The organism is Legionella genomosp. 1, assembly GCF_900640215.1.
Taxonomy (GTDB): domain Bacteria; phylum Pseudomonadota; class Gammaproteobacteria; order Legionellales; family Legionellaceae; genus Legionella_C; species Legionella_C quinlivanii_A.
This window is the reverse complement of sequence record NZ_CAAAJH010000008.1, coordinates 119,231-135,615: the sequence shown is the minus strand read 5'-3', so window position 1 is coordinate 135,615 and position 16,385 is coordinate 119,231. Positions and strand designations below refer to the sequence as shown.

Genomic DNA, 16,385 nt, shown 5'->3' with positions numbered 1-16,385 from the left:
TTAGACTTCTTCATTTCGCCGCATCCGTCGTGCCTTAATCAGGCGCGGCAGGTGCAGCGAGACTCCAGGCTCTAAAGAATTGCTGTGATGAATTATCTTCTGAGATAATTTCACTTTCCTCAGGATAATTTTCAAAAAACAGCTTGCTTCGTAAAGGTTTCTGAATCGAAGCATGTTCATCCGTTTTTTTGGATTCCTGCTGTTTCCTTACCGTCAAATGTCCCTTTCCCCCCTGCCTTTGTAACGGGGTTTTATAGACAAAGGGAAAATTCAGCGCGTCTTCACCCTCGATTTCAAAATCAAATTTTGTCAACATCTTGACCACTGAAAGCGCCTCGCCAAGAGCAAGTCGAAGTCCCGGGCAACGCCGTCGGCCTGTTTTAAAGGGTAGAAAGCTGCCGTCTTTCTCCTTCTGAGCAGGATGGATAGATTGTGGTGTATCAGCGAACAAGCAGGCATTGTAGTGATTTCCCTGAGAGTCTACAGGCAGCCAGCGCTCAGGAAAGATATCTTTGGCCGTCACTACTTTTTTTCCCAGCAAGGCTTCAGCTTCTTCAGACAAATAAATATCGGGAAAATTGCGGTTATCCTGATGGATTGCTTCAAGCGGCATTAACAAAAGAGCGCCGCGTGGAAGCATGATTGACTGACCATCCTGCTTAAGCTCGAAAGGCTCTTGCACCACTTCAGGGATTGCTGGAGCAGGAGGAAGTATGCGCAATGCCTCTAATATGACTGCCTCGGTATAAGATAGTTTTTCCTCGCCTCCCCAGGTGGAAAGTTTGGAGTGGTCAAAATTAGCGGTGGCTAATTCCTGGCGGACCATTTTTAAAATCCTTGGATCTTGCAGCATAATTCTAAGCGTTGTGATTAGCAGGGTCGCAGTTGCATCAAAACCCAGCAACGGGATAAACAGACTTTCATTAAGCGCATCAATGACCGCGGAGGATAACGCACAAGTATCCCCATGGCATTTTGCAAATTCGATTAAGTTTGAGCAATCACCCCCTGTTAAAGGGCGTTTCGGATCAATCCCTTGGCTTAGCAGGTCCTTCTCCAAAGCATTCTTATCCAGAACATGCGCTGTCATTAAACGATTAAGCCAGCTATCCGTTGCGCAGAGTTCTTGTTTCAGGTCCTCATGCTGCAGAAGTAAGCAGCCAAAATTAAAAATCTTTTCTCGCAGGCTCCATAATTGCATTTTCTCGGTATCGGATATGGGCTCAATATCAAACAAACAGCCCATCAGTTCCTGAGTTAAACTGGGATGATAGAGTTTTTCAAATACCTCAATACTTTTTTTACTAAAATAATTATAAAGCAGCACACGCCTGGACAGCGTATCCATAACCTGGCCGAGTGTTTTTTTATGGGGATTCACATCCGCACTTTGCAATTCAAAAAACTCTTCTATCAAAGTCTCCAGCTCATAGCGATTTTCCTTATTTTTCCGATGAAGCAAGTCCTCATTACGCCGCAAGATAGCTCCTCGCAGATTATCATGACCAGGTGTACCGTTTTTTGAAGACATTAGATTATGCGGACCTAGAATATAATCAAGGCGGTTAAACAAAGGGGTCTGGCCAAATTTGCCCTGTAAGGCTTTATTATTATAAATCTGGTGAATCAGAGCAGGTTTTGCGATGACATACACCCGAGAAAGATTGGGCAAAAGAAAAAGACTGATGCCTTTATGATTGGGCTGTAATGATTTTTTGCCTACATCAACCACGAATTGCATAAAGGTTTCCTGTATTTTTTCTTTACTTAATTCAGGCTTTTCAGTGGATTGTAATTTTTCACTAAACAGTGTGGCCGTTAATTTTAAGTAAGAGACAGGATGAGGGAAGGTTATGGCGGACTGAACTATTCTTCGATAAACATAAGCCACTGTAAGCAGCATTAAACCCAAATATAAAATGAATTGCATAATAGTTTCCTGTTTTATTTGCGTACAGATGAAACGACATACAACGATATCATCTGCAGGTTAAAGCCCTGCAAAAGACCAACATTTAAACATGAAATTCGATTAATGTACAGAAGAGCCTTTTTTTGATCGCTCAAAAGAGCCCACCCTCCTACTGACAATACCTATTTTTAAATAACGCATTGCCAGTTATTTTTTCGCAAAGGAACTGTTTTGAACTATCAATGAGGAGGTTTATTTCCTTTATTTACAGGCGGACAATGATATTCTGCGATAACTTCTCCCTGAGCATCCACAGTTTGCAAAAGAACTGGAAACTTCCAAAGGGTATACAGATGCTTCAATACTTCCTGGGTATTATCCCCCAAGGGCGAGCGGTTTTGCTGGACATAGCGCAATGTAAGGCTTCGGTTCCCTTCGACATCCACAGAGTAGACCTGAATATCAGGCTCCAGAAAACCGAGATTATACTGGCGGGATAAAGCCTCTCGGATTAACTGATAACCTTGCTCATCATGGATTGCTCCAACCATCAAATCGGGCTGGCGATCATCGTCCACGATATGGAACAGTTTGAGATCCCTGATTAACTGCGGTGAAAGGTATTGGGCAATGAAACTTTCATCCTTATAGTTACGCATGGCGGTATCGAGACTGCTTAGCCAATCGGTATTTGCGAGATATGGAAACCATTGCTTGTCTTCCGCGGTAGGATTCTCACAAATTCGTTTGATGTCCTGCATCATGTTATAACCCAGAGTATAGGGGTTAATACCGCTAAAATAAGGGCTGTTAAAGGAGGGCTGCATAATCACATTGGTATGGCTTTGCAAAATTTCCAGCATAAACTCATCAGTGACCAGGTTTTCATCATAAAGTGCATTAATCAGGGTGTAATGCCAAAAACAGGCCCAACCTTCATTCATTACCTTGGTTTGTCCCTGCGGATAAAAATACTGAGCTATTTTTCGTACAATCCGAACAATTTCCCGCTGCCAGGACTTTAAAAGGGGCGCATTTTTCTCAATAAAATAAAGAATATTTTCCTGTGGATCTTCTGGGAAGCGTTTCTTTTGACCATTACTGTCTACCCGCTTGCTTTGCGGGATGGTTCGCCATAATTCATTGACCTGTGATTGCAAGTATACTTCGCGATTCTGCTGACGAATTTTTTCTTCCTGTACCGAGAGGATAGCGGGATGCTTGTAACGGTCGACACCATAATTCATTAATGAATGGCAGGCATCAAGAATCGATTCGACTTCATCAATTCCATAACGCTCTTCGCATTCACTGATATAATTACGGGCGAATACCAGATAATCGATAATAGCGTCAGCGGAAGTCCACATTTTGAAAAGGTAATTGCTTTTAAAAAAGGAATTATGGCCATAGCAGGCATGGGCGATAACCAGCGCCTGCATCGCCATTGTATTTTCTTCCATCAGATAGGCAATACAGGGATTGGAGTTGATAACTAACTCATAGGCCAATCCCATCTGACCTCGCTTGTAACTTTTTTCAACCCCGACAAAATGTTTTCCAAACGACCAGTGGTGATAACCAATCGGCATACCCACCGAAGCGTAGGCATCCATCATTTGCTCGGCGGTAATGACCTCAATCTGGTTGGGATAAGTTTCCAGTTTGAAATCTTTGGCCAGCCGGCCTATTTCGCGATCATAGCTCTGGATTAAGTCGAAGGTCCACTCGGCCCCTTTTGACAGCGGCTCTTTTTTCATGCGGTCTTCCTTTTAAACAGTTCACGAAATACTGGATAAATATCAGCTACATTATCGATATTTTCCATAGCGAAATTAGGATATAGCTCATGCACTTTCTGATAAACCTCCCAGAGGCTCTGATGATGACGCGGCATAATTTCAATATAGGCGAAATATTGCAGTAGCGGCATAATTTTTTCCTGCAACAATTCCTGGCAGTATGGTGAATCGGCATTCCAGTTATCACCGTCAGAGGCCTGGGCCACATAAATATTCCAGGCAGAAACCGGATAGCGCGCCTCAATGATAGTACTGAGTAACTCCAGAGCACTGGAGACTACTGTGCCTCCTGTCTCTCGCGAGTAAAAGAACTCCTCTTCATTGACTTCCTTGGCCGATGTATGATGGCGTATAAACACCAGTTCAATTTTTTCATAATTCTTGGTCAGAAACAGATACAGTAGAATGAAGAATCGTTTGGCAATATCTTTTTTTGCTTCATCCATTGATCCGGAAACGTCCATTACACAAAACATAACCGCCTGCGTTGAAGGGGCCGGAACCTTTACCCGATTGTTATAGCGCAAATCAATGGTGTCGATAAATGGAACCGCTTTCAGTTTTTTCTTTAGAAATTCAATTTCATGCTGCAATTCTAATATCTGAAACTTTTCGGCATCCGGATTCGCCTGCAGGTGCTCCATCTCTTCTTCCGCCTGCCGCAGACGTTTTTTATAAGAGCCGCCCAGGGCCATACGCCGCCCGGTAGCTTGCCGCATTGAGCGGACAACATTGATATTGGTCGGAATACCGCTGCTGGTTACACCGGCTCGAATCGTTTTATAGGTTGTTAACTGCGCCAGTTCTTTTTTAATTAGATCAGGAAGCTCCAGATCTTCAAAATAGAGATCCAGGAACTCTTCACGAGATAACTGAAATACAAACTCATCTTCGCCTTCACCGCTGTTACTGGCCTGACTACCACTGCCGCCGCTGCCGCCGCCATCGGGTCTTCGAATTCGATCACCGGCAATAAACTGATCATTGCCAGGCAAGACTCGTTCAACTCGTCCGCCTCTGCCACGGTGAAATTGCGGCTCAGAAATATCTTTTGCCGGGATGCTTATCATTTCGCCCTGATCAATCTCGGTGATGCTGCGTTTTCCTACAGCATCAGAAACGGCGCGTTTTATTTGGTTTTTATAACGTCTCAGAAAGCGCTGGCGATTGACTGTGCTCTTTTTGCCGGCATTCTGTCGTCGATCAATTAATTGCGACATACGCTCATCCTATTCAAAATACCAGTTTCCAAGCATTAGCTACCTCAACATAGGAACTGCTCATTAAATCTTTTTATTCCCGCGTAAGCAAAAATCCTCTCTCCCTCTGGGAGAGAGTTAGAGAGAGGGATTAAAAACAACCCTTACCCTAGCCCTCACTGCCATTAGTTAAGCTCAGTTGTATATAAACTGTCCTCCCAGCGAAGGCGGGGATCCATCTCTGAGCTCGCTATAATGCCAATTGAGGAATGGATTCCCGCCTTCGCGGGAAAGACAAAATTTCCTTAACTTAATGGCAGTGACCCCAGCCCTCTCCCAACTTGGGAGAGGGGATTTTCTATTATTGCGACTTCCTCACTCTTAAATACCATTCGCATAGCAAGCGAACCTGTTTTCGGGTGTATCCTTTATCAACCATACGTGCAATAAACTCCTCATGCTTCTTCTTGTCATCTTCCGATGCCTTGGCGTTGAAGGAAATAACCGGCAGTAAATCTTCCGTATTGGTGAACATTTTCTTTTCGATTACTGTTTTCAGTTTCTCATAGCTGTTCCAGATTGGATTTTTTCCATGATTATTCGCTCTGGCTCTTAATACGAAATTAACGACTTCGTTACGGAAATCTTTGGGATTGGAAATACCTGCTGGCTTCTCAATTTTCTCCAGTTCCATATTTAAAGAACTGCGATCAAAGATTTCACCCGTATCAGGATCACGATAATCCTGATCCTGGATCCAGAAATCAGCATAGGTGATGTAACGATCGAAAATGTTTTGTCCGTATTCTGAATAGGATTCAAGATAAGCGGTTTGAATTTCCTTGCCAATAAACTCAACATATTTCGGGGTTAAATGCTCTTTGATAAAAGTCAGGTACTTCTCATGCTGCTCCTGGGGAAACTGCTCCTGCTCAATTTGTCTCTCCAGAATGTACAAGAGGTGAACCGGGTTGGCTGCCACTTCGCTGTGATCAAAATTAAATACTTTGGACAGGATCTTGAATGCAAACCGGGTTGAAATACCACTCATACCCTCATCAACTCCGGCAAAATCCCGATATTCCTGATAGGACTTGGCTTTCGGATCGGTATCTTTGAGACTTTCACCATTATACACGCGCATTTTGGAGTAGATACTGGAGTTTTGCGGCTCCTTCAGGCGAGTCAATACGGAAAATTGGGCCAGCATATCCAGGGTTCCTGGAGCGCAAGGCGCATCGGTTAAAGAGCTATGATCAAGCAGTTTCTGGTAAATGCGTTTTTCCTCCGAGACCCTTAAGCAATAAGGTACTTTGACAATGTTAATCCGGTCGATGAAGGCTTCATTATTTTTGTTGTTACGGAAGGTCTGCCACTCTGATTCATTGGAGTGAGCGAGAATTATGCCTTCAAAAGGAATCGCGGAAAGGCCTTCGGTCGCATTATAGTTACCTTCCTGAGTTGCAGTCAGCAAGGGGTGCAGCACTTTAATGGGTGCTTTGAACATTTCCACAAACTCAAGCAAGCCACGGTGGGCCCGGCACAAACCGCCAGAGAAGCTGTACGCATCCGGATCATCCTGTGAAAACTCTTCGAGTTTACGAATATCGACCTTACCGACCAGGGAAGAAATATCCTGATTATTTTCATCCCCAGGCTCGGTTTTGGCGATCGCAATCTGCTTTAGACGCGATGGCTTGACCTTAATAACTTTGAATTTGCTGATGTCGCCATTGAACTCATGGAGGCGTTTGACAGCCCAGGGAGACATCACATAGCGCAGATAACGTGAAGGAATGCCAAATTTCTCATAGAGCAGTTCCGCATCTTCCTGAGGATCAAATAAGGAAAGCGGTGACTCATACACTGGAGAACCTTTGATAGCGTATATCGGCACCTTCTGCATTAAATCTTTCAGTTTTTCAGCCAAGGAGGATTTCCCGCCCCCCACAGGACCCAACAGATAGAGTACCTGCTTGGTTTCTTCCAGGCCTTGAGCGGCATGCTTTAAAAATCCAACGATAAGCTCAATCGAGTCTTCCATGCCAAAAAATTCTTTGAACACAGGATACTGGTGAATAATTTTGTTAGAGAAGATGCGTGACAGTACCGGATCATGGCGGGTGTCAATTACTTCGGGTTCCCCGATAGCCATTAACAGACGCTCTGCCGGGTTCGCATAGGCAGAGGGATCCTGGCTGCATATCTCAAGATATTCGTCGAGTGTGAATTCCTCTTCTTTGTTATCCACATAGCGTTTGGTGTAACCAGCTAAAAAATCGTGCGTATTCATCACTTATCCCCTTTTACAGATCCCTACCGGGAAATCCGCGAGTCTTTCTCATTCTAATTTTGCATTTCGCTGGTAAAAGCGAGACACTATCTTCCTAAATTTAGTATAGGATCAAATAAGGCTTGCCGACTAGGTGCTTTCGATAAAAAATTCCCAAAGAATCAAGCGACTGACCTTACTGACTTGTTATTGAAATGAAAATTATTTCTTAAAGGGAGAAAAGTTTATGTCCAACACTACCATTTACCGTAAAAACTATCAGCCTCCCGTATTTTCTATCGAGAAAATCGATCTGGATTTTGATTTGTACGATGATCATGCAATGGTTGAAAATCACATGCGGCTGAAGCGTCGGGGGCTTGGAGCACTGCGTTTAGACGGCGATGAACTTGAGTTAGTCAGTATAAAACTCAATAATATTCCCTTGAATGAGGGGGCTTATTATCGCAAAGACAATGATCTTGTATTACCGGATTGTCCCGATGAGTTTGAACTTACGATAGTCACCCGCATTCGACCCCAGGATAACACTCAGTTATCCGGCCTTTATCGCTCCAATCATCTCTTTTGCACACAGTGTGAGGCAGAAGGTTTTCGCCGCATTACCTTTTTCCCGGACAGACCTGATGTGTTAACCGTCTTCACCACACGCATAAAAGCGGACAAGGAAAAATATCCGGTTTTATTATCCAATGGAAATCTCGTTGATTCTGGCGAATTACCTGGCGGGCGCCACTGGGCGGTATGGCAGGATCCTTTTAAGAAACCGTCATACCTCTTTGCACTGGTTGCAGGACGTCTGGTGCATATCCAGGATGAATTTATTACGCGCTCAGGTAATAAAGTGGACTGTCGCATTTATGTTGAACCTGGAAACGAAGACAAATGCCAGCACGCGATGAATTCATTGAAAAACGCCATGACCTGGGATGAAGAAGTCTATGGGCGGGAATATGATTTATCGATCTTCATGATTGTGGCCGTCAGTGATTTCAACATGGGGGCTATGGAAAATAAAGGATTAAATATTTTTAATTCCAAATACATTCTAGCCCGTCCGGAAACTGCGACTGATCAGGATTTTGCCGATGTGGAAGGGGTGGTTGGCCATGAGTATTTCCATAACTGGACTGGTAATCGCGTCACCTGCCGCGACTGGTTTCAATTGAGTTTAAAAGAAGGACTAACTGTTTTTCGCGATCAGGAATTTTCTCGCGATATGAACTCAAGAGACGTTAACCGCATCCTTGATGTGAAGATGCTGCGAACCACTCAGTTCCCGGAGGATGCCGGCAGTATGGCGCATCCGGTTCGTCCCGACTCCTATCAGGAAATCAATAATTTCTATACCGCAACTATTTACAATAAAGGGGCGGAAGTCATTCGTATGCAGCACACCATTCTTGGTAAAGAAGGTTTTCGCCGCGGTATGGACTTGTACTTCGAGCGCCATGACGGTCAGGCGGTAACAATTGATGATTTTGTCGCCGCAATGGAAGATGCCAATGGGGTGGATTTGACCCAATTCAAACTGTGGTACAGTCAGGCGGGAACACCCGAGATTGAAATCAAAAGCGTTTATAAGGATGGTGAGCTTAGCCTGCATATGAAACAGCACTGCCCGCCAACGCCTGAATGTGAGCAAAAGCAAGCCTTTCATATTCCCATTCGCATTGCCCTGTTTGATACCCATGGAAAAGAACTCGAGATAGAAAAGGATGTTTTGGAATTAAAAGAAGAGGAACAAACTTTCCGTATTCCCAATCTTCCAGAGAAACCTGTGGTCTCTTTATTGCGGGATTTCTCAGCACCGGTGAAATTAAAGCGAGAAATCAACCGTCGTGAACTGTTGTCATTACTTCGCTTTGAAACCGACGGTGTCGCCAAATGGGATGCGGCACAATGTCTTACTACAGATTGTATCGGCCAGTTTCTGAAACAGGACTCCTCGCAATGGCAAATACCCAATGATTTGATCAATGCCTGCCAGCATGTCCTGCACGATAAATCGCTTGACCGAGCGCTTAAAGCCGAGCTGCTTACCCCTCCAGGCTTCGAGGAAATTATCACCAATTTTCATGATGTTGACGTTGATTTGCTGGAGGCCGCACGCGATGCCTATCGCAGTCAGCTGGGTAAGGCCTTGTATGAATCACTGGTATCTGAATACTTAAGCCTATGGCAAAAAGAAAATCATACGATGAATGCAAGTTCTTACAGCCGCCGCAGGCTCCGTAATACTGTGCTCTGGTTTATGATGAAAGCAGAAGAAGAAACCAGCCTCACGCTTTGCCAGCAGCAATATGCCGGCGCCAGAACAATGAGCGATCAGATTTCAAGTTTCGCCTTATTGGTTAACTCGCATAATCATGAAGCGAAGCAGCAGGCTATTTCACGCTTTTATGAGCAATGGGCAAACAATGAGCTGGTTCTTGATAAATGGTTTGCTATCCAGGCCAGTTGTGAAGACAGAGATACCTTGCAGCATGTACGCAAATTACTGCAGCATCCAGCATTTTCTATCAAAAATCCAAACAAGGTAAGAGCATTAATCGGCAGCTTCTGCCAGGCGAATCCGAGGAATTTCCATGCGATGGATGGCCGCGGCTATGAGTTTCTTACTGAAATGCTGCTGCAAATGGATCAAATCAATCCGCAAATCGCAGCCCGACTGGCTACACCATTTACCCGCTGGCAGCAATATAATCTGCCGCGGCAATCGATGATGCAAAATCAGCTGCATGAGCTTGCCAGGCATAAATTGTCGAATGATTTGAAGGAGCTGGTGACTAAGAGTATGGCTTGAAGGGAGTTTAGTAAAAGTCCTCTCTCCCCCGGGGAGAGAGTTAGAGAGAGGGGTTTAAAATCAACCCTCACCCTAGCCCTCACGGCCATTAAGTTAAGGAAATTTTGTCTTTCCCGCGAAAGGCGGGAATCTATTACTCAGTCGCATTTTGGCTAGCTCAGAGATGGATCCCCGCCTTTCGCGGGGATGACAGTTTAATATACAATTGAGCTTACTTAATTGCACAGACCATTAAACCTATTCCTCATCCATTTGATCAGAAATACCCGGATTCTCCAGACTCAAAATACCCGTATTAAAATCATAGGCAAAAATCTCGGCGTAGCGTCCCCAGTCAATCATTGTTTTTAAGACGCGCTCGGCCTCTTTCTCACTCAGATAATCTTCCAGTTTGCTAAGAAAGCGTTCTTCAGAAACCCGATGTCCGAATTTTTCGTCAAGTATGCGCCGGATATAACGCGCCAGAGGTACTTTATCCAGAAGGCGGCGGGCAAATATCTTCTTCCTTTCCTGTAAATCCGCTTCCGAATATTGATTGCCAAGCTCAGTCAATTGGATATCACCATCCGATACCTTGGCAAAACCGAGGATTTCCAATGTTTCCAGCAAGGGGAACAAATCATCAATGTTCATCATGAGCTCATCGGCCAGCTCAGGAAGATCAATACGCTCTTCGTAGGTTTGCAGAGTGTCGATCAGACCTGAAAGCTCAGAGGGCTCCACATCAGGCAAACGATAACCCAGGCCAATCTGGCGTTCACGCTGCGCCCGCTTGGCTCGCTCTTTCGGTCCTGAAGTCATCAGACGATAGATTTTATCCACCAGCGCGCTAAACTCAGGCGTTTCCGGATCGCGAGGCTGCTGCAGTTCAACCTGTAATTCAGCACGAATATAACCCGGATCGCTGCCAAAAATAATGATGCGATCAGCAAGCATGGCCGCTTCTTCAATATTATGAGTGACCAGCAAAATCCCATTGGTATTGGTTTTCTTTTCCTGCCATAGCTCAAGCAAGTCAGACTTAAGATTTTCCGCGGTGAGCACGTCCAGAGCAGAAAACGGCTCATCCATCAGTAATACGTCGGGGTTGATCACCAGTGCACGTGCAAATCCCACCCGCTGCCGCATCCCCCCTGACAATTCTTTCGGGAAAGCCGATTCAAATCCGTCCAGACCAATAATGTCAATCGCTTCAATTGCGCGGCGGCGACGTTCCTCTCGGCCAACACCCTGCGCTTCCAATCCCAGTTCAACATTTTCGAGAACCGTTAACCAGGGCATCAAGGCGAAAGACTGAAATACCATCGCAATGCCTGCCACGGGTTTGGTCACGGGCTGGCCGCGGTAACTGACCTTGCCCGCACTGGGTGGAACCAGGCCGGCGATAATTCGCAACAGGGTTGATTTACCAGAACCTGATTTTCCCAGCAAGGCGACAATTTCACCTTCGTGCAATTCAAAATTGACATCCTCCAGAACCAGTAAGTCCTGATCTGAAGCTTTTTTAAACGATTTACGACAATTTTCCAGACTAATTATAGTTTTCGACATTAAACAGTCTCAGTTAAAATTAAAACGATTCTCTGCAAGCCGATACAGAGGACGCCATATCAAATGATTAAAGGCCAGCACATAAAGGCACATCATCGAAGTTCCCAAGGCAATTCGAGGAAAATCGCCGGCAATAGTACTGGCGTGAATATATTCACCCAGACCCGTCGCCTTTAGAGTAGTACTGCCCCAGCTGACCCATTCGGCCACAATACTGGCATTCCATGCGCCGCCGGCTGCGGTAATCGCACCGGTGATATAGAAAGGGAAAATACCTGGCAAGGCCAGACGCTTCCACCAAATCCAGCCTTTTAAACCGAAATTATCGGCGGCCAGGTATAAATCCCGAGGTATGGTTGACGCACCTGCAATCACATTAAACAGAATATACCACTGGGTACCCAGAATCATGAGCGGAGTCACCCAGACTTCAACGTTCAGCTGAAAGCGGACAATGGCTATCACAAATAAGGGATAAAACAAATTGGCGGGGAAAGCCGCTGCAAACTGAATAATCGGCTGAATTTTCTGTGCAATACGCGGCCTCAGACCGACCCAGACGCCGACTGGAATCCAGATCACAGAACTTAGCAGAATAAGAATGATCACCCGCGCGCCGGTGGCCGCCCCTAAAAGAAAGGCATGCGTAATATCATGCAACCGCAGTTTGGTCAGGATAAATTCAAGCAGCATCCAGCTGCAGGCAAAAATAATCAGCAGCACAGACCCATTCCATAACCAGTCCAGTTTTTTTTGCCGCCGCGAATCAATTTCTCTAACCACTGAAGGTCCGCGATTCGTTAGCCTGCGCGCATTGACAAAACGCTCCTTTAAAGCAGAAAGCGGCTTGGCCATGCGTTTGATAAGCTGGCTGCTGCGAATCAAATCAATCAGCCAGGATTGATATTCCTCTTCATCCGGCGATTGTTCGACTTTAAATTTTTCCGACCAGGCAATTAATGGTCTGAATAAAATCTGATCGTAAAGAAAGATCACAATCACCATTGTTAATATCGCATAGCCTACGGCGGCTAAATTCTGCTGTTCGATGGCGAGAGCAATATAGGACCCGACCCCGGGTAAAAGGATATCCTGGTGCGCCACTGAAATAGCTTCCGATAGCACCACAAAAAACCAGCTGGCCGACATCGATATCATCATATTCCAGAGCAGACCGGACATGGAAAAGGGCACTTCGACTTTCCAGAATCTTTGCCAGGACGACAATTGAAACATGGCCGCCGCTTCCTTCAAGTCATGCGGCACTGTTTTCAATGATTGATAAAATCCAAAGGTGATATTCCAGACCTGAGCGGTAAAAATTACAAAAATCGACGCACATTCAGGTCCCAGTAAACTATTGGGAAATAAGTGGATAAATCCGGTTACCGTAATGGAAAGAAAGCTCAAGACCGGGACTGATTGCAAAATATCAATCGCCGGCACAATCACCTGCTCCGCTCTTCTGTTTTTTGCAGCGGCGGCACCTACCACAAAAGTAAACAGGATGGATAAGGCAAGTGCGATAAACATACGCAATACGGTACGCAGCGCATAAAAAGGCAAATGAGAAGGGGCCAGGGAGATCGGTAAGGGATCACCCAATTGATAGGGAACCGCCATTTGCTGGCCTGCCCAGCCCAGGAAAAATAACAGCGAAAAGGTCAGGATTAATAACAATAAATCCCAGCGATTAACAAAGCGACCAACATTTTCGCGGTTGGCAAAGTAGAATCGGTTATTGCGCACCAAGCCACCCCTCTCATCAGTTTTTATTACTTATACGGATCTCGTTCATGGTCTTAGCGAACTCCACTTCAACCTATGTTCCGCACAGGCAAATCCATTTGATGGTTCAAGCCATCATAAGAATGACGAGTCAGGATTTTTTTATCCTGTCCGCATTGAAAATGCAATTTTGTACAAGCTTGAATTTTTCAAACTATACGTGTTCAAATCTGAATAAAGATTTAATTTATTGAATGAATCAGGTTAAATTCAACGCCAGGCTCTATGCACTAAAGCCGCAAATGAGCGTAAGGGCCTAGAGTATCATAAATACACATCATTCGATACCGGAAAAAAATCTGAATTTTAAAAAAAGAAATGAACTTTTTCAAATTTGTTACGTCTAACCAAATAAGCAATGTAATTGCTTCGCTTCATCTTCCCTCTTGGATGAGGCGTGCATCCTGGTAACTCCTGATACAGGCAGTTACGTGATGCTATTTAGCCCGGCCTAAGGCCGGGTTTTTTTATGCCATTTAAGGGGGTAACGGAAAATACTTGATGCCAGCAGGCATTGGGTTAAACTATTGCTTTCCCGGTTATAAGCAGCCAAGCGGTACTAATTTAAGGGATTACCATGAGAGCTAAAGTCTGTTTCCTTTCAGTTTCATTATTCTGTTCTGCCTCCTGTCTTGCAGCAGATGAAGACTTCACAGAGCAGGCGGTCTGGGCGAATGAAGCAATTATTGCAACCTATACTTTCAATTATCAGAATTTTATCGATCGTCAAAAACAGATTGCCAAATATTTCAGTTCCAATGGATGGATAGCCTACAGCACAGCGCTTAATGAATCGAAGCTGCCTGATGCGGTAAAAACCAATGCCTATTATGTTAGCGGAGTGGCAACACTTCCCCCGACCGTCAGTGCCTCAGGAAATGGTCACTGGCAGGCCACCATGCCGGTCCTGGTACTTTATAAAAACCCACAATACCAGCAGAAACAGAATTTAAGCGTCACCATAACCTTTGAACAGGCCCCATCAGGGCAAGGAGTAAGAGGACTTGCGATCACCAGTCTGACGTCTAAAACCATCGAACCGCCCTGTGAGTGCCAAAGTAAAGCTGAACATCATGAGGCGGGAAAATCCTGATAAGTAGCACTTAGACCTCTTTGTCATTTCCGCGCGGCATAGTTGCATGGAAGACGATGGGTGCACTAAAACACTGTCTTTGCGAGCGTCAGCGAAGCAATCCACTTCCTAACTTTGTTCAGGATTCGATCTAGATTGCTTCGCTGACGCTCGCAAAGACAACAGATTGCTTGTGTGGTTCTATTTATGCACAAGGCCTGCTGGGAATGACACAGTAGGCAGATAAGTGAATGATATGATTCAGGACGAAAGTGTCGCTTTCTTCTCAGCTGGTTTGGGAGGATTACCCGATTACAGAACATTGCCAACTAGAATGCTTGAGACATGGATGACCAGGAATACACCCAGCAAAATGAGAATAATCGTCAGCTTTAAAGGCACCCGAGTATCCAAAGCAGCTTCCTGGGGGTTCACCGGATTATAAAAAACCGTAATTTCCTCTCCTTTTTCATAAGCCAATGCCGCCTGATAGGCAATACGGCGCGCATAAGCTGATTTTGGAGAGCGAAATCGCTGCTCTATAAACAGACTGTTATTTGTATAACTCACCCCATCAACGACATAGCTGTATTGAATATCTGCCCAGAGAAAATGATCTTTTCTAATCCAGTTCAGCCTGGTAATCTGACCTTTTGTAAAGGGCCAGGCCTGCGACGTTTTAAATTTAGAGCGGTACCGCCAGAAATAACCCAGCATAAATAACAGGACGAGCATCCAGATAACCGCAATAGTACTCTGCCAGGTCACTGTATAAACTCCTCATTAGCAGGCTTGCTCACATTACTAACCTTTGGGGTGAATGCGGGTTAGCAGATAAACACCGGCCACTGTGATGGCCAGGAGTACGAGGGTTATTTCTATTTGTAATGGAGCAATAGCAATAGCAGTAATAAAGCTCCATAAACTTCCGCCAGCGATAGCCGAGACTAGCGTAGTGCCCGGGTGAACCACTTTTCTGGCAAAACTTGCTTTATCTGCAAAAACCATCATGATTTTCAATAGCAGGGAAACACCGGTCACACAAAGCAATAAGCAGAAAAAGCGCAAAAACCAAACAACTCCAGGGCTTCTTTCCCGTGCCTTTTCAAACATTCGCTCTTTTGATACATCACCAGGAGCAACCAGCAGAATTGAATCACCGGTGGCAGTCTGGTAAGCCTGCAAGGTATTTCCATTCTGTTGGGCAATCACGCTTATTTTCTGTGGAAAAACTGCGGTCACCTGTATCCGCATATCCCCTACCTGCGGAGCTTCAGGATTCGCTCCGAGATAGATCTCATTATTAATCAGATGAGCAGGCTTATTGACTTTTTGCTGCAGTGACAGCAGATCCACTTTGGATAAATCAACATTGGATACATCGGGGATGGCGTCAATAACAGTGCTCGGCAGCACAAAATCTCCCAAGGCCGCATCTTCAGCATATTGATACAGGGACTCGATTGGCAAGGTAGTCGGGTTAGGGTGTGAATTCGCCTCCTGAAAACTGCTGCTAAGAATTAATTTTTCAGCCCAGCCGGTAAAATATCGGTAACGGGGTTGTTCATGATCTGTATCGATCCCTTCCTGCCATTGATAAATCAGCACCTGACGTTTTAAAGCCAGACCATCGACTGTAATATTCAATTGCAAATCGCTAAGTGATCGATTGGTTGTCGCATCGCCCTGAACATAGACGACATTTTGATTGTTATCATTGTTCACCGGACGATCAGGGATTGAAGTAACCAGCGATTGCGTCTGGTCGAGCGAGTAGTCGTAACGATAACCTGTTCTTTCGTTCCAGAAAATCAGGTAGCTGGCCAATCCAATACACAGCAATCCGCAAATGAGCCCTACCAACGTGTCTTTCAGCCGGCTTCCCCAGGATTGAGGGGGCAAATCCTGAACCATTCTTAAAGCTCCTTTTTATTTCTTCCTATAATGTTGGCATGTGATTGA

10 protein-coding genes are annotated in these 16,385 nt (G+C 45.0%); 2 read left to right on the top strand and 8 right to left on the bottom strand.

What is annotated here, in order from left to right; genetic code table 11:
- Positions 1-34 precede the first annotated feature (34 nt).
- The 4 genes from E1O89_RS09480 to E1O89_RS09465 all read right to left on the bottom strand — a co-directional run bounded on the left by E1O89_RS09480 (position 35) and on the right by E1O89_RS09465 (position 7,206).
- Positions 35-1,930, bottom strand: coding sequence for a cytochrome P450 (locus tag E1O89_RS09480; RefSeq protein ID WP_133139954.1), 1,896 nt, complete (start codon positions 1,928-1,930; stop codon positions 35-37).
- 221 nt (positions 1,931-2,151) lie between these two features.
- Positions 2,152-3,672: a SpoVR family protein gene (locus E1O89_RS09475; protein WP_133139953.1), complete on the bottom strand. Its 1,521-nt coding sequence runs from the start codon at positions 3,670-3,672 to the stop codon at positions 2,152-2,154.
- Positions 3,669-4,934 carry a YeaH/YhbH family protein gene (locus tag E1O89_RS09470; RefSeq protein WP_112219434.1) on the bottom strand — a complete coding sequence of 422 codons (1,266 nt, stop codon included), beginning with the start codon at positions 4,932-4,934 and terminating at the stop codon, positions 3,669-3,671. Before E1O89_RS09470 ends, E1O89_RS09475 begins: the two co-directional genes overlap by 4 nt.
- A 340-nt stretch (positions 4,935-5,274) precedes the next feature.
- A complete protein-coding gene (locus E1O89_RS09465; protein WP_133139952.1) occupies positions 5,275-7,206 on the bottom strand; it encodes a PrkA family serine protein kinase in 1,932 nt (643 codons plus the stop codon).
- A gap of 226 nt (positions 7,207-7,432) precedes the next feature.
- Here E1O89_RS09465 and pepN point away from each other — a divergent pair, with 226 nt between their 5' ends.
- A complete protein-coding gene (gene pepN, locus E1O89_RS09460; protein WP_133139951.1) occupies positions 7,433-10,012 on the top strand; it encodes an aminopeptidase N in 2,580 nt (859 codons plus the stop codon).
- A 237-nt stretch (positions 10,013-10,249) separates the two neighbouring features.
- Here pepN and E1O89_RS09455 read toward each other — a convergent pair whose 3' ends face one another.
- Positions 10,250-11,563 (bottom strand): AAA-associated domain-containing protein, encoded by a 1,314-nt coding sequence (locus E1O89_RS09455; protein WP_133139950.1) that lies wholly within the window; start codon positions 11,561-11,563, stop codon positions 10,250-10,252.
- Positions 11,564-11,572: 9 nt separating this feature from the next.
- Positions 11,573-13,312 carry an ABC transporter permease gene (locus E1O89_RS09450; RefSeq protein ID WP_133139949.1) on the bottom strand — a complete coding sequence of 580 codons (1,740 nt, stop codon included), beginning with the start codon at positions 13,310-13,312 and terminating at the stop codon, positions 11,573-11,575.
- Positions 13,313-13,928: 616 nt separating this feature from the next.
- Here E1O89_RS09450 and E1O89_RS09445 point away from each other — a divergent pair.
- The gene (locus tag E1O89_RS09445; RefSeq protein WP_133139948.1) at positions 13,929-14,444 is read left to right on the top strand and encodes a DotI/IcmL family type IV secretion protein; all 516 of its coding nucleotides are present in this window, start codon (positions 13,929-13,931) and stop codon (positions 14,442-14,444) included.
- 291 nt (positions 14,445-14,735) lie between these two features.
- Here the strand turns inward: E1O89_RS09445 and E1O89_RS09440 are convergent, their stop codons facing one another.
- On the bottom strand, positions 14,736-15,191 hold the full coding sequence (locus E1O89_RS09440; RefSeq protein ID WP_133139947.1) for a DUF3592 domain-containing protein: 456 nt from the start codon (positions 15,189-15,191) through the stop codon (positions 14,736-14,738).
- A 36-nt stretch (positions 15,192-15,227) separates the two neighbouring features.
- Positions 15,228-16,337 carry a TMEM43 family protein gene (locus tag E1O89_RS09435; protein WP_133139946.1) on the bottom strand — a complete coding sequence of 370 codons (1,110 nt, stop codon included), beginning with the start codon at positions 16,335-16,337 and terminating at the stop codon, positions 15,228-15,230.
- Positions 16,338-16,385 lie beyond the last annotated feature (48 nt).